The sequence below is a fragment of the Pantoea sp. CFSAN033090 genome, assembly GCF_001264395.1.
GTDB classification, from domain to species: Bacteria; Pseudomonadota; Gammaproteobacteria; order Enterobacterales; family Enterobacteriaceae; genus Pantoea; species Pantoea agglomerans.
This window is the reverse complement of the sequence record NZ_LGYX01000008.1, coordinates 1-17,314: the sequence shown is the minus strand read 5'-3', so window position 1 is coordinate 17,314 and position 17,314 is coordinate 1. Positions and strand designations below refer to the sequence as shown.

Here is a 17,314-nt window from a genome sequence, read left to right as displayed (position 1 = left end):
TATACCGCTGATAAGTCCCGCGGCCTGTCTGAAATTATTTACCCGGGTTAGTCTTTGTTTCTGACCGGATAAAGAGCAATACCGATGGAAATAACTGAAGCAGATGAAAGACATATTACTGCTATCCAGCAGATTTATGCTTATCACGTATTACATGGCACCGCCACTTTTGAAACCGAACCGCCAGATGTACCTGAAATGGCAGCCCGCCTGAAAAAGGTGCGTTCAGCAGGACTGCCCTGGTTTGTGGCGGTTGATGATGGGCAAGTCCGGGGATACTGCTACCTGTCATTTTACAGGGAACGGCGCGCCTACCGGTTTACCCTGGAAGACTCAGTCTATATTGACGCCACTTGTCAGGGGCGGGGCTACGGCAAAATGCTGTTATCCCGTGCGATAGCCTGGGCAGAAGCCCGTGACTTTCGCCAGCTCGTGGCCGTGGTAGGTAATAGCGAAAATACTGCCTCACTTGCCCTGCACCGCGCCGAAGGCTTCAGCATCACTGGCACACTCAGTTCGGTAGGATTCAAGCACGGGCGCTGGCTCGATACGGTCATTCTGCAGCGCACGCTTGGACAGGGCGACTCCACGCTTGCGGAGAGCATAGTTTGACAGCCGGACATCTGACAGGCCGCAGCATTTTCTGTATCGGTATGACACAGCTTATTAACTGGGGTATTACGTTCTACATGCCGGGCGTTTTCGGAGCCGCCATCATGGCGGAGACGGGCTGGTCTCCCGTGGTGACATTCTCTGGTCTGACCGTTGCCATGCTGGTTATGGGGCTGGTTTCACCGCTGACCGGTTCCGTCATGGCCCGGACCGGAGGACGCATGATGATGATGGCGGGAACCTTCGCCATAACCATTGGGTGTTTTCTGATGGCGATTACCCATTCCACGGTGGCATGGATTGCGGTTTGGGTCCTGACGGGTGTCGGCATGCGCCTTGCCTTGTATGACGCTGCGTTTGCCCTGCTTGTGGAAACCGCAGGTGCCGGGGCCCGAAGAGCAGTCTCTCTGGTTACACTGCTGGGCGGCCTCGCGTCAGCTGTGTTCTGGACTGCTGGCGCGGCCCTGCTGCACATTACCGACTGGCGGCATGCCTTACTCGTTTACGGGTGTGCGGGTCTGGTGGGCCTGCTTTTTCTGACCGCCGTTCCGGCAGGCCGTCGGGTAAAACCTCCCGCTGCTGGTCGATCTGAGCTTCCGGCGGCAGGGACCGCAGAGGAACGAAAAGGATTTATCAGCGGCCTGTGGTATGCCGCCCTGATAGCGCTGCTCAGCTTTGTCTCCACCGGCGTGTCTACGCATTTCCCCCAGATACTGGCCGCTTATAGCATGCCTGCCCAGGCCGGCATGCTTTGGGGCGTGGGACAGGTGAGTGCCCGCCTGCTGGACGTGGCCTCCGGCGCACGAATCTCCGCACTACGCCTGAACCTTATTACCGGTATCCTGCTGCCACTCTGTTTTATGACCGGCCTTGCGGGGTACGTTACGCCTGTGGCTACAGCCCTCTTCGTCCTGGGTTATGGAGCCGTGAACGGACTGTGCACGGTCGTGAAGGCCTTACTTCCTCTCGTGCTGTTTGATCCGCAACATTACGCCCGCAAAACAGGCATACTGTTATCACCAGGATTTTTTCTCGCGGCACTTGCCCCTTCTGCTTATGCCATGCTGCTGGAACGGGACGGCGTAGGCGGTACGCTGCTTATTTCAGCTTTCCTGACACTGTTCATTACGGCGATTTCCGTAGTGCTCTGGCGACGTCATTCCGGCTCAGGAGTACAGAGCCGTGATTAGAAAATACTACATCTGCCCGGGAAAAACGTTTGATACGGTTCGCGATACTATCAGGATTTGATCTGGATAAATCCGTATCTTGTGTTTTCGCTTTTCGCACATATCGGACTTTATCTGATGCAGATATCTGCTTTGTGCCAGAAGCGGACATCGGATAATAATTTATGTTAATATTTAGAAGAACAACATTCAGCCATAATAACCTCCTGAATTACAGTCATTAATTTTCATTTATGCCGCCTTAAAATTAAATCTATTTTTGCACTTTTAATTTTACAGTCATGGGAAGATTCCTGGCAGGTTTGCCCTTTTCGAAACGCCATTTTGATACGGCTGTTATTACAGCATCATCGAACAAGTGGTCTGGCGTAGACTCGATAATTCTCATCTGACTTACCCTGCCTTCTGCATCAACGTCAAAGTTAAACTTAACCATACCTTCTATCCGGTTCTTAGCCGCATAGTATGGGTAAACGGGCCGATCTTGTCGAAGGGGCTTTGGTTGTTCAACTTTAACAGGTGAATAAGTAGTACATGCATTGAGTACAAGAACAGCCAGAATCATCATAAACCCATACATAACAATATCCTTTTGTTGATAAACATTATCATTATACTTAAACATCAACGGAAGGACATTTGCTTAACTCATCGGATATCGCGTTATAATCCAAAAAAACAGTGGATATAACCCCAATAAATCCTGCCCCAGTCTTGCTGCAAGCTAGTCATCCGCTCCTTGCTCATAGCGGACATATCATTCATAACACATGCCCTTCAATTAACACTTCAAACAAACCGCTACAGGCAGCCACCTCATTCAATACGCGGGAAGAGTCGTTAACGATTGAAGGGTAATAAACCCATTAATGTGGGCGAAGGCAAGTAAGCCAGGACGGCATAGAACAGAATAAGATTCGTATCGGAAACCCTGACAGCTAAGCATTGCGCTCTAATGCAGCAGATTTACCTATTAACCAGCCGACCAGAAAGCGCTGTTACCTGTCTGATCGGCTGGAGAGGGCGGTTCAGGCTACCGGACTTTCGTTTTTCAATGGTTCTGCCAGTACGTTTAATATGTTACTGGCCGCGACGGTGCCCATCTTCACGTAGGAGTTATCGCTGACGCCGCCGATGTGTGGCGACAGAATCACATTTCCAACACTCTGCCAGATATGCGGCGCAGTCAGGGGTTCAGTGGCAAAACTGTCCAGTGCGGCCCAGGCGACAGTGCCTTTATCCAGCGCGGCTAACAGCGCTTCTTCATCAATGAGACCACCGCGCGCCGTGTTCACCAGGATGGCGCCTTTTTTAAACAGAGCCAGTTTCTCAGCGTTAATCATCTGTTGCGTCTGTTCGGTTAACGGGCAGTGCAGCGAAATGACATCTGCCTGTTGCAGCAGGTCGTCAAGTGAGGACGATTCACACTCATCGGGAAAGGTTCGGGCAAAAGGATCATAAGCGAGCACCTTCATGCCAAAAGCACGGCCAATGCGGGCAACACGACCGCCTATGGCACCAAGCCCTACCAGACCCAGCGTTCTGCCCTCCAGCTCCACCGACTTATGGGTCGATTTGTCCCAGTGTCCCTGGCGCATGCGCTGATCAAGCGGTATCACCGATTTTGCACAGGCTAAAATTAACGCCCAGGTATGCTCGGCCACGGCCGCTGCGTTGGCCCCCGGGGCTGACTGAACACTGATATGACGTTCAGCCGCCGCCTTTTGGTCGATAACGTCAATGCCGCTGCCGTGTTTGGAAATAACCCGCAGGTCAGGTGCGGCATCCATAATGCGGGCGTTGATTTTTCCGTATCGGACGATAATCGCCACAGGATTATGCTGCTGGCAGAGCTGGAACAGGCTATCTTCGCTGGGCTGTTTGCCGGCATAAACAATGCTGAAGTCACTAAGCAGGTTTACTGCCTGCGGTGCCAGGTCATTACCCGTCACCAGGATCACGGGAGAAGAGGTTGTCATCAGAGCGTCTCCCCATCGTCCAGCATGCCAGCGGTTTGCAGGGCTTTTTCTAACCACGGCGCGCGAAGGTCGCCATCACGAATGGCTGCGATACGGCTGGTTTCGAAATCGAGTTTTTTCTGGGCCAGTTCGAGCAACGCAGGAACGTCTTCACGCGGCAGAATCACCACGCCATCAATATCCCCGATGACGAGATCGCCTGGCTGAATGGCTGCGCCCGCCACAGAAACAGGGTAGTTGACCCGTCCCGCAATGGACTTGGTCGGGCCGCAGGGATTCAGGCCCGCAGAGAAAACCGGAAAGCCGTTCGCGCTCAGTGCATCGGCGTCACGCACCGCACCATCAATAATAATTCCGGCGATGCCGGAGGCTTCTGCCTGGGTGGACATTATCTCACCGATTAATGCACAGCTGATATCGCCTTTGCCATCGACCACAATGACATCGCCCGGCTGGGCAATCGCCAGCGCGGCGTGGATCGCCAGGTTGTCGCCCGGTCTCACCTCGACAGTGATAGCCGGTCCGGCGACTTTCATTGTGGGGGACACAGGTTTTACGCGACCGTGCAGTGTTCCGCGTCGTCCGGCAACATCAGCAAGGATTGCCGCCTGAAACTGAGCAGCCTGTTTTACGCGCTCTGGTGCGATACGGATAATGTCGCGATTGATGAAGGTATTCTCTGCATGGGGCATAGATTTATCCTCTTTGTTTTACCAGGCACAACTAAGTTGTACAATATAAAACTACTATATCGATGTTAATTGAGTTCGCACCAGTGTTAAGCATTCATTTGTGATGTAAATACGATGTGAATCACAAATTGCGCGGTAAACTGCCTGCCGTCGCAAACAGGAGGACGTACCGATGGGGAATGAAGGCGTAATTGCCGTAGAAAAAGCGCTGGCGCTGCTGGATTGTTTCAGGCCTGGTGAGGAATCACTGACGCTGACCGCGCTGGCGCAGCTTTCTGGGTACCATAAAACGACAGTTTACCGTCTGATGAACTCACTTGAGCGCATGAACTATGTCATTCGTCGCGACAATGGCGTTTATACCCTGGGGCCAAGACTGCTTTATCTGGGCAAGCTCTATGAACAATCCTTTCATCTGGCCAGTATCGTTCAGCCTGAACTTCATGCACTGGCGACTGCGACAGGCGAAAGCGCCACATGGTATGTGATTGAAAACGGTCAACGACTCTGTCTTTTCAGAGCGGAGCCCTCTGAAGGACTGCGTGAAACACGTCTGCCCGGCACTTATCTGCCGCTGGATAATTCGGCCATCGGGCAGGTGCTTCGTTACTGGGGGCTGAATGAACCTCTGTTTGACTCTGTGCCTGAACTCCCGCTGTTCACGTCAGGTATTCGCGATCCACATATTGCGGCATTCTCCGTACCGGTGTTTGGTGAAGGTAACAAACTGCTCGCGGCGCTGGCATTAACCGGTCCGGCTTCACGCCTGACGCAGTCGATGCGCGACAGTGAGATGGGAAAACTGATGAAAGAGGCGGCGTGCAGGCTTTCGGTAAAATCAGGCGCACATAAAGTAATGTGTGATAACGTTTATAAAATTTAGTCGTCTTGCCTGGCCATGACCGGGATGTATCAGTTGCCGCATCCGTGCTGCGTTTTACGGTTTGCGGGCGGGAACCGATGGAGTATCGCTAATGACTTACAGCATGCTGGCGTGCCTGATTATGGGATCATGAAAGCCTCCGCGCCTTAAGTTGAGGCGAAACATCACGCCACCTCTGACATCTCTTGTTAAGCCCTCTTTGTGCGAGGCTTTTTACACCCGGATTTTACATCAGGTGTTAAAAGGCTCGCAGCCTCATGAAAATTTCCCCGCTTTAATACCTCAACATGAATTTTCTTCATGTTCGTTGAAATTTAATCACTTTTTTTCAACCGGGTGTTGAGGCATAAAGTAAGAATTGTTAATAACTTTGAGTCATATGAATAGTTGTAAAGGGATAGCCACGCTGGATAACCCTTAAATGCAACAACGCATATCAGCGACCAGGATACCCGATAGCGATGAACAACTTAGCCTTTACCCTCAAGCGCATTCGTTTCGACGAAAACTATAATCCTTCGAAAAATACGCGGGCGACGACTAACTTCGCTAATTTAGCGCGCGGCGAAAAACGTCAGGAAAACCTGCACAACGCCCTGGTGATGATTGACAATCGTTTCAACTCTCTGGCGCACTGGGACAATCCAAAGGGCGACCGCTACTCAGTTGAACTTGAGATTATTTCTGCTGAGCTGAATCTTCGTCCCGGAAGCAGCGACGAATCGTTCCCGGCGATTGAGATTTTAAAAACGCATATCGTGGATCATAAAACCGGTGAGCGTACCGAGGGGATTGTCGGCAATAACTTCTCTTCCTATGTGCGTGATTATGATTTTAGCGTTGTTCTGTCAGAACATAACAAAGGTCAGACTGAATTCAGCCTGCCGGATGATTTTGGTCAGCTGCATGGCAACATTTTCAAAAGTTTCGTGAACTCAGCGGTCTATAAAGAGAACTTCAGTAAATCGCCGGTTATCTGCCTGAGTGTATCGAGCAAAAACACCTACGTGCGCACCGGTAATCAGCATCCGGTATTGGGCATTGAATATCAGCAGGATGAACCTTCCCTGACTGACTTCTATTTCGGAAAAATGGGTCTGAAAGTGCGTTTCTTCATGCCACAGGGAAGTGTTGCGCCGCTGGCTTTCTATTTCCACGGTGACCTGCTCAGCGATTACACCAATCTTGAGCTGATCAGCACCATCAGCACCATGGAAACCTTCCAGAAGATCTATCGCCCTGAAATTTACAACGCGAATTCTGCAGCGGGACAGTGCTATCAGCCCACGCTGCAGCATCAGGATTATTCGTTAACCCGGATTGTTTACGATCGCGAAGAACGCAGCCGTCTTGCCGTCGAACAGGGTAAGTTTACTGAGACGCATTTTATTAAGCCGAATCAGACAATTATCGCGCAATGGTCTGCTGAATCCGTTCTTTGATTAATTAAATATAGAAGGTCACCTGCTATGAAAACCTTATTACCGACATCCACTGCTGGCAGCTTGCCTAAACCCTCCTGGATTGCGCAGCCAGAGGTGCTCTGGTCACCCTGGAAACTGCAGGATGAAGAGTTAGTCGACGGCAAAAGAGATGCGTTGCGTCTGTGTCTGGACGATCAGGTTCGGGCCGGTATTGATATCGTCAGTGATGGCGAGCAAACCCGTCAGCACTTCGTGACGACGTTTATTGAACACCTCAGCGGTGTGGATTTTGAAAAGCGTGAAGTGGTTCGAATCCGTAATCGCTATGATGCGAGCGTCCCGACCGTGGTGGGTGAAGTCTCACGTCAGAAGCCCGTGTTTGTTGAAGATGCGAAAATCCTGCGTAAGCTGACCGATCGTCCTATTAAGTGGGCGTTGCCGGGTCCGATGACGATGATCGATACCCTTTATGACAATCACTATAAAAGCCGCGAAAAACTGGCCTGGGAATTCGCAAAGATTCTGAATCAGGAAGCCAAAGAATTAGAAGCCGCTGGCGTGGATATTATTCAGTTTGATGAGCCTGCGTTTAACGTCTTTTTCGATGAGGTGAACGACTGGGGCATCGCCGCGTTGGAGCGCGCTATCGAAGGTCTGAAGTGTGAAACCGCGGTTCATATCTGCTACGGCTACGGCATTAAAGCGAATACAGACTGGAAGAAAACTCTGGGTACAGAGTGGCGTCAGTACGAAGAGGTCTTCCCTAAATTACAGCGTTCAGCTATCGATATTGTCTCACTGGAGTGTCAGAACTCGCGGGTTCCGATGGATCTGATCGAGCTGATTCGCGGTAAGAAGGTGATGGTCGGTGCCATCGATGTGGCAACCCATACCATCGAGACACCTGAAGAAGTGGCGAATACGCTGCGCAAAGCGCTGCAGTTTGTGGATGCTGAAAATCTCTATCCTTCAACCAACTGCGGCATGATTCCACTGCCGCGTCAGGTTGCCAATGGCAAACTGCATGCGTTAAGTGCGGGCGCTGAGATTGTCCGCAGAGAGATTCTGGGGAAATAATCTTTCCCTGAGCAGGTTCAGTCCGGCTGACGATTTGATTCCTGAAAGGCGATCAATAGCCGGACTGAGTAACAATCATCCCTCTGCTAATGGCCGATTTACTCAGGGATTTATGCCGTCTGCCTGCTCAGGCAGGCCGGAGTACGATAACGGCATATCGACAGCCCTGAGTCGTTTTATTTCTGAACACGCAATCAGCCGGATCGCCCAGTTCCAGACAGTCGCCAGCAGCCATCTCATAGGTGCTGGTACCTGCTTCAAAAGTCAGTGTCCCTTCAATTACCCATATCAGCTGGCGTCTTGAAACATAGGAGATTGCCGGCATCGGCACAGCGGTATTTGCCGGCAGTTCGACACTGACCAGATCGACCGGCATCTCGCCCGGTGAAACGTGGCGACGCAGATAGCCGGTTTCCGGATCCTGCCACACCGGCTGATTTTCATGCCTGACCAGCGTCCCGGTTTGCACTTCAGTCTGAGCAAGCAGCTGTGAGATAGTCATATCAAACGAGCCTGAGAGGCGCGCTAACAGAACCGCCGTCGGGCTGCTCTCCCCACGCTCAATCTTATGGATCATCGCCCGTGAAACGCCTGAGTTATCAGCCAGCTCGGTAAGTGACCAGCCGCGTTTTTCCCTTTCCTCTTTTACCTTCTGACCGATGCGGAAGTTCAGGTTGTCTTCTTTGCTGGACTTTTTATCTAACATAATGGATAACTATCATAGTGAACAATTCATCTACTTTAGTGAGTGAGCAAAGGGGTGTCCACCATGATTATCCGTGCGGCTGTAGAGAGCGATGCTGAAATCATCGCAGAGATTTATAACGACGCGGTGCTTAACACCACCGCGATCTGGAATGAAAATCGTATTGATGTGGCTAACCGCATCGCGTGGATAAACAGCCGCCAGCAGGCCGGTTTTCCTGTGATTGTGGCGACAGACAAAGATGATACCGTGCTGGGATATGCCTCTTATGGTGACTGGCGTCCCTGGGACGGATATCGTCATACGGTTGAGCATTCGGTTTACGTTCATAAAGATGTACGAGGTAAAGGCGCGGGTGCCGCCCTGATGCAGGGGCTTATCCAGCTTGCTCGCGAAGCCGGGAAGCACGTTATGGTGGCGGCGATTGAATCGGAAAATGCAGCATCCATAGCCCTGCATAAAAAACTGGGATTTATTGAGTCTGGCAGAATGACGGAGGTTGGAACTAAGTTTGGACGCTGGCTGGATTTGACATTTTTGCAGCTGCGTCTGGATGAACGTAAACGACCCTGAGTTGTCCCTTAAAGCGAATCCTTTGATGATACTTCCGGCAGGATGCCGATCCCCGCAGAAGAAAGCTATGTCTGGTAAATGTTTGATTGCTGCAGATCGTTTAAAGCGAGAAACGAAGCCGCAACGAACCAGGAGATAGCAAATTTGCACGTCAGCCGATATAACAGATAAATAACAACCCATCGCAGAGGACATCATGGCGCTTTCGCACGAATTAATCCTGATCTTCACCACCTACTTTGTCGCTACAGCCAGTCCCGGGCCAAGTAATATGGCGATAATGGGAACGGCAATGAAAAAGGGCAGAGGTGCCGCACTGGCGCTGGCTGCGGGTGTCGTGAGTGGTTCGATGCTCTGGGCGCTGCTGGCCGCCTGCGGTGTGCTGACTGTGCTGGCCACCTTCGCTCAGTTGCTGATCGTGTTAAAAATTGGCGGAGGGTTATATCTGTTATGGCTGGCGTTTAAAGCCGGCAAATCTGCGTTACGCCGCACTGAGGCCAGCGATTTTAAAGCCAGCGATGAGCGGGTCGCGTATGGCAGACTGTTCCGTCAGGGGATACTTATGCATATCGGCAACCCCAAAGCGATTCTTACCTGGGTGGCCATTATGTCGTTTGCACTGAAGCCGGATGTGGTCGCCGCCACGCTGCCGATAATCATCTGTGGCTGTGCGGTGATTTGCGTGGTTGTGTTCGGCGGCTATGCTCTGCTGTTCTCAACCGCCGTGATGGGCGCATTCTACCGTCGCATTCGTCGCGGACTCGATGCGCTATTAGCCTGCTGCTTTGCGCTGGCAGGGCTGAAACTGGTATTCAGCCGCAGTTAATACTGATGAAGGTGTACGAGGGGTTATCCGCTTCTGGCTCAAATCCGCAAAAGATCATGCAATGAGCCGGAGCGGCATTAAAATGACAGGGTTGCGGTAGCGCTTCAGCAGCCCCTTACTTAAACACCACTATGATCAGGCAAGTAGTCAGACAAACCAGGAATCTGAGTGAACAGGATGATGAAATGAAAGGCGCATGTCTGTGTGAAACCGTTGCTTTCGAAATATCAGTAACCCCCACGCGCTATTACCGTTGTCACTGTTCTTTGTGCAGAAAACAGAGCGGAACCGGCTATAACCTGGCAACGATCGTAAAAGAGAGTGACTTCAGCTGGGTTTCTGGTGAGAGCCGGATCGCGTCATGGCGCAAACCCACCGGTTATCGCAACGATTTTTGCGCCAGCTGTGGCTCCACAGTGCCTAACCGGTTGCGTGGCAGGCCTTATATCTGGCTTCCGGTTGGTTTACTCAATGAGCCTGCCGATATGCAGTGCACTGGTGATTATTGTACTGATGACGCCATGCCCTGGGACACAATCCGTTCAGAGACAAATCATGCCGGGCCGGTAGAATCGCTGGACTCTCTTCTGACAAGCTTAATGCTTTTTGATTGAGGGCAGTGGTGCTTCTTTGTTATTCAAAAAGGGTTACTGAGTCAAAGCGACCCTATTAACGGAAAACAGACGTTATTCCGGCAGCCTGTATTCATCGATCATTATTCGTTAGCTGTAATCCCCAGTAGTCAGAACAGGCTTTAACATCGCGGGGAGAAGGAAGCAGAAGTTTTGGCAGTCTGACTTGGTCGTAAAGCTTTTTATGGCGCTTTCGATTCTGCGGGGCAGTACGGAGAATATATTTCAACATCTCCAGGTTCATCTGCTCTCTGCCCCTCCCCAGACCGCCAATACGCGGCGTGGATGAGTAACATCTGCAAATGTACCGCAGCAGTGCCACTGTCACTTTTACATCCAGCAGAATTAAGCCTGTGGCACGAGCGAATCGTTCTTCAATGCATTTAGTGTAATTACCCTCCATCACCCATCTTTCCTGACTCACCGCCTCAGCATGCAAACGGAGAAATTCTGCCGGTGCTCTGGGCATCCATTGGCTGTCCGGAATATGGTGAAGCTGGTCCAGATGAACCGCGGGTAGATCTGTTTTGCGAGCAATGGCCTTAGCTAAGGTCGATTTTCCGCTGTTCGATGGACCCATAATACAAATGCGCGGCCCAAGCGCGTCTAATGGAAGTGCACTATTCACAACGTTTCCTCTGAATTAACCCTGTCTGAAATGGATAAATGCGTACTGCTCTGAAACTTTCCTGTGCATTCCGTAAAGTCTGAAACGCTGCCGGGACCCGTTGGCTGGTCAGCCTGGGGATTCTGAACCTTTTCTGGATCAAAGTCAGGCCGCAGCGGCGATGATAGCCAGACTTGCCCTGAGCCGTCTTAACCCAGGCAGCAATAAGATTTCGGTAAAGATTGGTTACACTTTGCCGATAAATTGTTCAACCAATCAAACCGTAGAGGGCATTATGGGGTTAATCAATGGCGTGACAACAGAGGTGGCAAGAGGATATTTAGCCACGCTCACCGTAACAAACAGATCTGAGAACACGACTAAAGAAACTATTACCGGAAAAGAATTACCTGCCAGTGTGGTGGTGATCTCACCCGAGGCAAGAGCGCGCCTGGTGCAGGCTATCGCTGAGCCCATTACGGCAGAGCAGCAGGCTAAAAATTCAGAGGAACTGGCAAAGACAAAGTCATCCGGTCAGGGACCGTCCGTTAACCTTGGATATGCATTATTCAACGATCCCTACACCAGCTGGGACGCCAGAACTTTTACTCCACTTCTGAGTATGACAGCTGCTAATACGCAGACCGCTATGGATGAGTTTGCCGCTGCACTCCATGAGGTGCTGGCTGAAGGCCAGGTGGGCCGTAATCAGTACGATAATTCGGATACCTCGGAAGCCATGGCGCTGACCCTGACGCAGTCTAAGCTCCATAAACTGATTGAAAAATATGTCTCCGGCGATAACCAGAAGCAGGCGAATGAGATTGCTGATGAGATGATAAGCGTCAGAGTCGCCATTCGTGAACGTCAGACGTTGCTGGGAGCACAGGATACGCTGGCGTTAGCCATACGTCATGGAACACGCGACATGCAGGAGAGCGCACGTGACTATCTCAGCCAGGTTAAGAGCGCAACCGCACGGCCACAGGTGGAGCTGGCCGGGATGATGGAAGCCATGAAGTCGGGCCGTGATATGGACTCTGTCTTCAGCACCTTTGCCGATTTGATTCGTGCCACGCCGAATCCTGACAACAAAGCACAGCCCTCCATTGATGGCGCACTCAGTCAACTGGAGGTTTATCGTCAGCAGTGGCAGGCGTTCACTGAAAAATACGCTTCTTAATGTTCTTATGATCCTGCAGGCAGCACCTCCGTCCCGGCGAAGCAATTTGCCTGAAAGCGGCGTCTGCAGGATCACCTCCTGACGTTACGCAGTCAGGCGCTGCGCTGAGAGATTGTTAACCCCACGCGCTGTCAGCACTCCACCCAGATAGTGACCCTCTGCCAGAAACCACCGATACCGCCCTGGACAAAAAGCACAGATTACACATTTAAAAATTTAAATGTGTAAATATAATGTCGCCTCTTCACACATCAGAGGATTTTTTGTCATGCCGTCACTTTTTACCCCCTTGAGTCTGGGCGACCTTCAGCTTCGTAACCGCATTGTACTGCCGCCACTGACGCGCTGCCGCAGTGAACAACCGGGCAACATTCCCGGCGAGATGATGGTGGAGTACTACCGCCAGCGTTCCAGCGCGGGACTGATGATCACCGAAGGCACCCAGATTGAGCCTCGCGGGTAGGGCTATGCATGGACGCCGGGGATCCACAGCGAAGCGCAGATCGCCGGCTGGAAAAAGGTAACAGAGGCAGTACATCAGCAAGGGGCCACGATTTTCTGCCAGCTCTGGCATGTTGGCCGCGTGTCGCATAATGAACTGCAGCCGGGCAAGCAGGCACCCGTTGCCCCTTCAGCCATCGCAGCCGATAACGTTCGGGTATTTATTGAAACCGGACCCGGCGCCGGCATATTGACCGCACCCAGCGAGCCACGCGCACTGACTACATCGGAAGTTAAAGAGATCGTAGAGCTTTACCGACGCGCGGCGGAGAATGCCAAAGCGGCCGGTTTCGACGGTGTGGAACTGCATTCCGCCAACGGGTATCTGATTAACCAGTTTATTTCTGAGCACACCAACTTCCGTACGGATGAATATGGCGGATCTGCTGAGAATCGTCTGCGCTTCCTGCGAGAAGTCGTTGAGGCGGTCAGCTCGGTATTTGGCAGCCACCGCGTTGGCGTCAGATTTGCGCCTCTGTTTACCAGTACCGACGAAGAGCGCGTCTATCTCGGCCTGGTTGAAAGTGATCCACATGCGACCTACATCCGCGCAGCAGCCCTGCTGAACGAGCTGGAAGTCGGCTATCTCTCCATTGCCGAAGCCGACTGGGACAACAGCCCGGAGATGCCAGAGAGCTTCCGTGTCGCGGTGCGGGAAACATTCCGCTCTCCGATCATCTATTCGGGTCGCTACACGGCTGAAAAAGCGCAGCATGTGCTGGAAAAAGGCTGGGGCGATCTGTTTGGTTTTGGCCGCTCATTTATCGCTAATCCCGATCTGCCCGCGCGGATTAAATCAGGATATCCGCTGAATGAGGTCGATCACGCCTCCCTGTATGGCGGCACTGAGAAAGGCTATACTGACTATCCATTTTATCCATCCTGATATTCTGTGAGGCGGCATGTCCCCCGAAAATGCCCTGAAGTTACTGTCCAACCCGACCAGAGTGGCAGTGCTGAAGTGGCTTAAAAATCCTGACGAAGCGTTTGCGGGCTATACCCAGCTCTATCCCTTCGATCAGTATGGCGTCTGTGCCAGCCTCATACAGGACAAGGCGGGCTTATCACAGCCCGCCACCTCGTTATGCCTGAAAGCACTTCACAATGCGGGGCTGGTTGAAGCCAGCAAAGTCGGAAAATGGACTTACTATCGCCGCGCCGAACCGCGCATTCGTGAAATAACCGATGCGGTAACCCAATCGCTGCAGGCGCTTTAAAAGCGACGGCGTACAGGGTAATGTAGATGTCAGCCCCATCCTTCTGAGGGTGACTTCACCGAACGCATTAACTCAGGGTCAGAAAATGTTTATGTCAGTTCTGTCTTTCACAACCGTCACCACCACCGCCTCTGGCGGCGGCGTGAGCGACTCTGTGACAGGCACCTGACACAACTGATTCTCACTCCCCGCCGAACCGGACGGGGAGCTGTTCTCCGTTCTTAAAACTGAATGGAGACAGGTCATGGTTACATCTGAAAGTGCACTTTTAATTATCGACATGCAGCAGGGCCTTTTTAATGGTCCGGAGGCTCCCTTCGCCGCAAATTCGATCTTGTCGAACATCTCACTTCTCATTACTAAAGCCCGGGCTTCTGCCGTCCCCCTCTTTTTCGCACGCCATATCGGCCCGGATGATTCCCCTTTTAACGAGCAAAGCCCGCTGACGCGCCTGATCCCGGAATTGCAGGTTAACCCGCAGAGTGATGTCGTCTTCACCAAAAGATATCCCAGCTGTTTCAGGGATACTGGCCTGCAGCTTCAGCTGAGGCAAAAGGGCATTAAGCAACTGGTGATTGCGGGGATGAAAACGGAGTTCTGTATTGATACTACCTGTCGGGCAGCCCCGGAGCTGGGTTTTAACGTCGTACTGATTTCCGATGCGCACACCACCGTCGATAATCCCCACCTCTCTGCGGAGAAGATTATTGCGCATCACAACCAGACGCTGGCGGGCCCCTTTGTGACGCTGGCAACCGCAACTGACTGGCATTTCGGTTCTGCCGGTTAAGTCCGATTTTCTGACCCGGTTCCATGCAGTCTGCTTGACGAAGCTGTCTGCTTAACTTACAACTAAACCCGTCAGGGGAGTCTCGCCAGAGAGACTGAGAGGCTAATAGCGCACCGCGCGGCTTAGCGACCCTTAGAACCTGACCCAGTTGATACTGGCGTAGGAAGACGGGTATCTCATCAGATACTTGCCGCAGGGGCGCATTCGCAACGTTCCTGCCTTTTCCCTCTGTATCACGGGTCTTCGTTAACGGATAACGAGGCCAAATTGAAAAATCTCATCCTGAATCTTTCTTTTCCTTTCCGGTGGACACCATGAGCCGCTGGTCGGTGCTCGGCAGCGGCGTTGCCGGGCTTTGTGTCGCCACGCTACTGCTGGAGCGGGGAGAAACGGTCGAAGTTATTACTCAGCCTGACTGCCGTGCAGCCTCGCACTGGGCGGGCGGCATGCTCGCGCCCTGGTGTGAAGCAGAAAGCGCACCACCACAGGTGATCGAATGGGGCCAGCACGCGGCCAGCTGGTGGGCGAAACGCGTTGATGGCGTGGAACAGCAGGGCACGCTGGTGGTAGCTCCGCCGCGTGACAGCCGTGAACTGACGCGCTTCGCCAGCATGACGCAGCAGCATCAGTGGGTCTCTCCCGGTGACATTGAGCCCGCGCTGGAAAACCGCTTTGCCCGCGGCCTGTTTTTCGCCGCAGAGGCGCATCTCGAACCGCGCCGCGCCTTGCAGCAACTGCGCGACAAACTGCAACAGGCTGGCGTCCCCTTTCACAGCGGTAAACCCGGCGGCAAAATCATCGACTGCCGTGGCATCCACGCCACCGATCGGCAGCCAGCCCTGCGCGCCGTGCGGGGCGAAATGGTGATCCTGCACACATCCGACGTACAACTCTCCCGTCCTGTCCGGCTGCTGCACCCGCGCTTTCCCTGCTATCTGGTGCCGCGTGACGGGGGCCACTTCATGCTGGGTGCCACCATGGTGGAAAGCCACGACAGCAGCCCGATCAGCGCCAGGGCGATGATGGAATTGCTCAGCGCCGCTTACAGCCTGCATCCGGCACTGGCCGAAGCGCGGATCGTGGAGAGCGGCACCGGTCTGCGTCCTGCTTACCGGCAGAACCTGCCGGAAGTCCGCTACGAAAATGGGCGTTTCTCACTTAACGGCCTCTACCGCCACGGCTTTTTGCTGGCCCCGATCATGGCTGAAAAACTTATGCTGCAACTGACTCAGGAGATGACTCATGCGCGTTGAACTGAATGGACGCACGATTGAAACCAGCGCAACGACGCTGGCGGAGCTTATGGCGGAGCAGGAGATCGATCCGCGGACCGTCGCCACCGCGCTGAACGGGGAGTTTGTACCGCGTAGCCGCTATGCCAGCCAGCAACTTGAGGCGGGCAACCAGCTCGAAATCCTGTCACCGATGCAGGGAGGTTAACCATGTTCTATCAATTTACTCCGCAATCCCGATTTCTGCTCGGCACGGCCGGTTATCCGTCACCGGACATTCTGCATCAGGCGATCAACGCGTCAGGCGCGGAGATTATTACCGTCAGCCTGCGACGGGAAGGCAGTGAAGGCGGCGCTTTCCGCACGCTGCTGCAACAGCTCAACAAACGTATTCTGCCGAATACGGCAGGCTGCCACACGGTGAAAGAGGCGGTGACGACGGCGCAGATGGCGCGTGAACTGTTCGACACACCGTGGATCAAGCTGGAGGTGATTGGCCATGCCGACACGCTGCAGCCCGATCCTTTTGCGCTGGTTGAAGCCGCGCGGATTCTCTGCGCTGACGGGTTCCAGGTGTTTCCCTACACTACGGAAGATCTGATTGTCGGCGAAAAATTGCTGGAAGCGGGCTGTGAAGTGCTGATGCCCTGGGGCGCGCCGATCGGCTCCGGCCAGGGACTGCGTAATATCGAGGGACTGCGCGCTATGCGTGCGTGGTTTAAAGATGTGCCGCTGATTATTGATGCGGGCATTGGCGCGCCTGGCCAGGCGGCTCAGGCAATGGAGATGGGTTTCGATGGCGTGCTGCTCAACACGGCGGTGGCAAAAGCGCGCGATCCGGTGCGTATGGCTGGAGCCTTTGCTGCTGCAATCCACGGCGGACACGAGGCGTTTCAGGCGGGATTGATGGAGCAGCGCGACATGGCGTCTGCTTCTACGCCTATTTTTGGTCTGGCACAATTCAGTTAAGGAGCAGCGATGGAGCGTTATCAGCGACAGACGATGTTGCCTGAGATTGGTGAAGCGGGGCAGCAGCGGCTGAGCAGGGCAAGGGTGCTGGTGGTGGGGGCGGGGGGGCTTAGTGCAACGCTGCTGCCGTTACTGGCAGGGGCGGGTGTGGGGTTTATCCGTCTTTACGATGGCGATCGGGTTGAACTGCACAACCTCCACCGGCAGACGCTGTTTGGCGT

The 17,314-nt window shown here is 53.1% G+C and carries 20 protein-coding genes, 1 pseudogene and 1 riboswitch; of the genes and pseudogenes, 16 read left to right on the top strand and 5 right to left on the bottom strand.

The genetic code is table 11. The features are described 5' to 3' along the window. Positions 1 to 84 precede the first annotated feature (84 nt). Together AFL22_RS09305 and AFL22_RS09300 are read left to right on the top strand one after the other, a co-directional pair. Positions 85 to 612 (top strand): GNAT family N-acetyltransferase, encoded by a 528-nt coding sequence (locus tag AFL22_RS09305; protein ID WP_052271226.1) that lies wholly within the window; start codon positions 85 to 87, stop codon positions 610 to 612. Further along, on the top strand, positions 609 to 1,802 hold the full coding sequence (locus AFL22_RS09300; protein ID WP_052271225.1) for an MFS transporter: 1,194 nt from the start codon (positions 609 to 611) through the stop codon (positions 1,800 to 1,802). The genes AFL22_RS09305 and AFL22_RS09300 overlap by 4 nt, the downstream gene beginning before the upstream one ends. 253 nt (positions 1,803 to 2,055) lie before the next feature. Here the strand turns inward: AFL22_RS09300 and AFL22_RS09295 are convergent, their stop codons facing one another. The 3 genes from AFL22_RS09295 to AFL22_RS09285 form a co-directional block, all read right to left on the bottom strand. Next, positions 2,056 to 2,427, bottom strand: coding sequence for a TonB family protein (locus AFL22_RS09295; protein WP_010670698.1), 372 nt, complete (start codon positions 2,425 to 2,427; stop codon positions 2,056 to 2,058). Between the two features lie 403 nt (positions 2,428 to 2,830). Further along, positions 2,831 to 3,781, bottom strand: a complete 951-nt coding sequence (locus AFL22_RS09290; protein ID WP_052271224.1) for a hydroxyacid dehydrogenase — start codon at positions 3,779 to 3,781, stop codon at positions 2,831 to 2,833. Continuing rightward, positions 3,781 to 4,473, bottom strand: a complete 693-nt coding sequence (locus AFL22_RS09285; RefSeq protein ID WP_033760138.1) for a diguanylate cyclase — start codon at positions 4,471 to 4,473, stop codon at positions 3,781 to 3,783. Before AFL22_RS09285 ends, AFL22_RS09290 begins: the two co-directional genes overlap by 1 nt. Before the next feature lie 172 nt (positions 4,474 to 4,645). Between AFL22_RS09285 and AFL22_RS09280 the strand changes: the two genes are divergently transcribed. The 3 genes from AFL22_RS09280 (at position 4,646) to AFL22_RS09270 (ending at position 7,857) form a co-directional block, all read left to right on the top strand. Continuing rightward, positions 4,646 to 5,356 carry an IclR family transcriptional regulator gene (locus AFL22_RS09280; RefSeq protein ID WP_010247520.1) on the top strand — a complete coding sequence of 237 codons (711 nt, stop codon included), beginning with the start codon at positions 4,646 to 4,648 and terminating at the stop codon, positions 5,354 to 5,356. A 461-nt stretch (positions 5,357 to 5,817) separates the two neighbouring features. Beyond that, entirely contained in the window at positions 5,818 to 6,798 is a 981-nt protein-coding gene (locus tag AFL22_RS09275; RefSeq protein ID WP_052271223.1) for a DUF1852 domain-containing protein, read from the top strand. A gap of 27 nt (positions 6,799 to 6,825) precedes the next feature. Then, complete coding sequence (locus tag AFL22_RS09270) at positions 6,826 to 7,857, top strand: methionine synthase (RefSeq protein ID WP_010670701.1); 1,032 nt, start codon at positions 6,826 to 6,828, stop codon at positions 7,855 to 7,857. Positions 7,858 to 7,984: 127 nt separating this feature from the next. Here the strand turns inward: AFL22_RS09270 and AFL22_RS09265 are convergent, their stop codons facing one another. Continuing rightward, positions 7,985 to 8,563, bottom strand: a complete 579-nt coding sequence (locus AFL22_RS09265) for an XRE family transcriptional regulator (RefSeq protein ID WP_052271222.1) — start codon at positions 8,561 to 8,563, stop codon at positions 7,985 to 7,987. Positions 8,564 to 8,626: 63 nt separating this feature from the next. Here AFL22_RS09265 and AFL22_RS09260 point away from each other — a divergent pair, with 63 nt between their 5' ends. From AFL22_RS09260 to AFL22_RS23300, 3 genes are all read left to right on the top strand, one after another. Next, positions 8,627 to 9,136 carry a GNAT family N-acetyltransferase gene (locus AFL22_RS09260; RefSeq protein ID WP_052271221.1) on the top strand — a complete coding sequence of 170 codons (510 nt, stop codon included), beginning with the start codon at positions 8,627 to 8,629 and terminating at the stop codon, positions 9,134 to 9,136. A 196-nt stretch (positions 9,137 to 9,332) separates the two neighbouring features. After that, positions 9,333 to 9,962 carry a LysE family translocator gene (locus AFL22_RS09255; protein WP_010670716.1) on the top strand — a complete coding sequence of 210 codons (630 nt, stop codon included), beginning with the start codon at positions 9,333 to 9,335 and terminating at the stop codon, positions 9,960 to 9,962. Positions 9,963 to 10,147: 185 nt separating this feature from the next. Then, positions 10,148 to 10,576 (top strand): GFA family protein, encoded by a 429-nt coding sequence (locus AFL22_RS23300; RefSeq protein ID WP_072123868.1) that lies wholly within the window; start codon positions 10,148 to 10,150, stop codon positions 10,574 to 10,576. Between the two features lie 91 nt (positions 10,577 to 10,667). On the opposite strand, the gene AFL22_RS24470 is transcribed toward AFL22_RS23300, so the two are convergent. After that, positions 10,668 to 11,222 (bottom strand): AAA family ATPase, encoded by a 555-nt coding sequence (locus tag AFL22_RS24470; protein ID WP_241773174.1) that lies wholly within the window; start codon positions 11,220 to 11,222, stop codon positions 10,668 to 10,670. Positions 11,223 to 11,382: 160 nt separating this feature from the next. Here AFL22_RS24470 and AFL22_RS09245 point away from each other — a divergent pair, with 160 nt between their 5' ends. From AFL22_RS09245 to AFL22_RS09210, 8 genes and pseudogenes are all read left to right on the top strand, one after another. Continuing rightward, a complete protein-coding gene (locus AFL22_RS09245; RefSeq protein WP_241773173.1) occupies positions 11,383 to 12,384 on the top strand; it encodes a hypothetical protein in 1,002 nt (333 codons plus the stop codon). 268 nt (positions 12,385 to 12,652) lie between these two features. Next, positions 12,653 to 13,771, top strand: a pseudogene (locus AFL22_RS09240) (alkene reductase). 16 nt (positions 13,772 to 13,787) lie between these two features. Continuing rightward, on the top strand, positions 13,788 to 14,102 hold the full coding sequence (locus AFL22_RS09235; protein WP_010247494.1) for a helix-turn-helix transcriptional regulator: 315 nt from the start codon (positions 13,788 to 13,790) through the stop codon (positions 14,100 to 14,102). Positions 14,103 to 14,346: 244 nt separating this feature from the next. Then, positions 14,347 to 14,892, top strand: a complete 546-nt coding sequence (locus AFL22_RS09230) for a cysteine hydrolase family protein (RefSeq protein ID WP_031593395.1) — start codon at positions 14,347 to 14,349, stop codon at positions 14,890 to 14,892. Between the two features lie 63 nt (positions 14,893 to 14,955). Then, positions 14,956 to 15,075, top strand: a riboswitch (TPP riboswitch). A gap of 131 nt (positions 15,076 to 15,206) precedes the next feature. Then, positions 15,207 to 16,145, top strand: coding sequence for an FAD-dependent oxidoreductase (locus tag AFL22_RS09225; RefSeq protein ID WP_052271219.1), 939 nt, complete (start codon positions 15,207 to 15,209; stop codon positions 16,143 to 16,145). Further along, complete coding sequence (gene thiS / locus AFL22_RS09220; RefSeq protein WP_033780144.1) at positions 16,135 to 16,332, top strand: sulfur carrier protein ThiS; 198 nt, start codon at positions 16,135 to 16,137, stop codon at positions 16,330 to 16,332. Before AFL22_RS09225 ends, thiS begins: the two co-directional genes overlap by 11 nt. A 2-nt stretch (positions 16,333 to 16,334) precedes the next feature. After that, positions 16,335 to 17,093, top strand: coding sequence for a thiazole synthase (locus AFL22_RS09215; RefSeq protein ID WP_010247482.1), 759 nt, complete (start codon positions 16,335 to 16,337; stop codon positions 17,091 to 17,093). A gap of 9 nt (positions 17,094 to 17,102) precedes the next feature. Then, a partial coding sequence (locus AFL22_RS09210) for a ThiF family adenylyltransferase (RefSeq protein WP_197276784.1) occupies positions 17,103 to 17,314 on the top strand: 212 nt, incomplete at its 3' end.

What these genes read in the sequence shown, in the direction of transcription:
- AFL22_RS09280 (WP_010247520.1), top strand. Translation starts at nt 4,646, where the DNA reads ATGGGGAATGAAGGCGTAATTGCCGTAGAAAAAGCGCTGGCGCTGCTG.
- AFL22_RS09235 (WP_010247494.1), top strand. Translation starts at nt 13,788, where the DNA reads ATGTCCCCCGAAAATGCCCTGAAGTTACTGTCCAACCCGACCAGAGTG.
- AFL22_RS23300 (WP_072123868.1), top strand. Translation starts at nt 10,148, where the DNA reads ATGAAAGGCGCATGTCTGTGTGAAACCGTTGCTTTCGAAATATCAGTA.
- AFL22_RS09225 (WP_052271219.1), top strand. Translation starts at nt 15,207, where the DNA reads ATGAGCCGCTGGTCGGTGCTCGGCAGCGGCGTTGCCGGGCTTTGTGTC.
- AFL22_RS09290 (WP_052271224.1), bottom strand. Translation starts at nt 3,781, where the DNA reads ATGACAACCTCTTCTCCCGTGATCCTGGTGACGGGTAATGACCTGGCA.
- AFL22_RS09270 (WP_010670701.1), top strand. Translation starts at nt 6,826, where the DNA reads ATGAAAACCTTATTACCGACATCCACTGCTGGCAGCTTGCCTAAACCC.
- AFL22_RS09265 (WP_052271222.1), bottom strand. Translation starts at nt 8,563, where the DNA reads ATGTTAGATAAAAAGTCCAGCAAAGAAGACAACCTGAACTTCCGCATC.
- AFL22_RS09260 (WP_052271221.1), top strand. Translation starts at nt 8,627, where the DNA reads ATGATTATCCGTGCGGCTGTAGAGAGCGATGCTGAAATCATCGCAGAG.
- AFL22_RS09275 (WP_052271223.1), top strand. Translation starts at nt 5,818, where the DNA reads ATGAACAACTTAGCCTTTACCCTCAAGCGCATTCGTTTCGACGAAAAC.
- AFL22_RS09255 (WP_010670716.1), top strand. Translation starts at nt 9,333, where the DNA reads ATGGCGCTTTCGCACGAATTAATCCTGATCTTCACCACCTACTTTGTC.
- AFL22_RS09305 (WP_052271226.1), top strand. Translation starts at nt 85, where the DNA reads ATGGAAATAACTGAAGCAGATGAAAGACATATTACTGCTATCCAGCAG.
- AFL22_RS09245 (WP_241773173.1), top strand. Translation starts at nt 11,383, where the DNA reads ATGATAGCCAGACTTGCCCTGAGCCGTCTTAACCCAGGCAGCAATAAG.
- AFL22_RS09295 (WP_010670698.1), bottom strand. Translation starts at nt 2,427, where the DNA reads ATGTTTAAGTATAATGATAATGTTTATCAACAAAAGGATATTGTTATG.
- AFL22_RS09230 (WP_031593395.1), top strand. Translation starts at nt 14,347, where the DNA reads ATGGTTACATCTGAAAGTGCACTTTTAATTATCGACATGCAGCAGGGC.
- AFL22_RS09285 (WP_033760138.1), bottom strand. Translation starts at nt 4,473, where the DNA reads ATGCCCCATGCAGAGAATACCTTCATCAATCGCGACATTATCCGTATC.
- thiS (WP_033780144.1), top strand. Translation starts at nt 16,135, where the DNA reads ATGCGCGTTGAACTGAATGGACGCACGATTGAAACCAGCGCAACGACG.
- AFL22_RS09215 (WP_010247482.1), top strand. Translation starts at nt 16,335, where the DNA reads ATGTTCTATCAATTTACTCCGCAATCCCGATTTCTGCTCGGCACGGCC.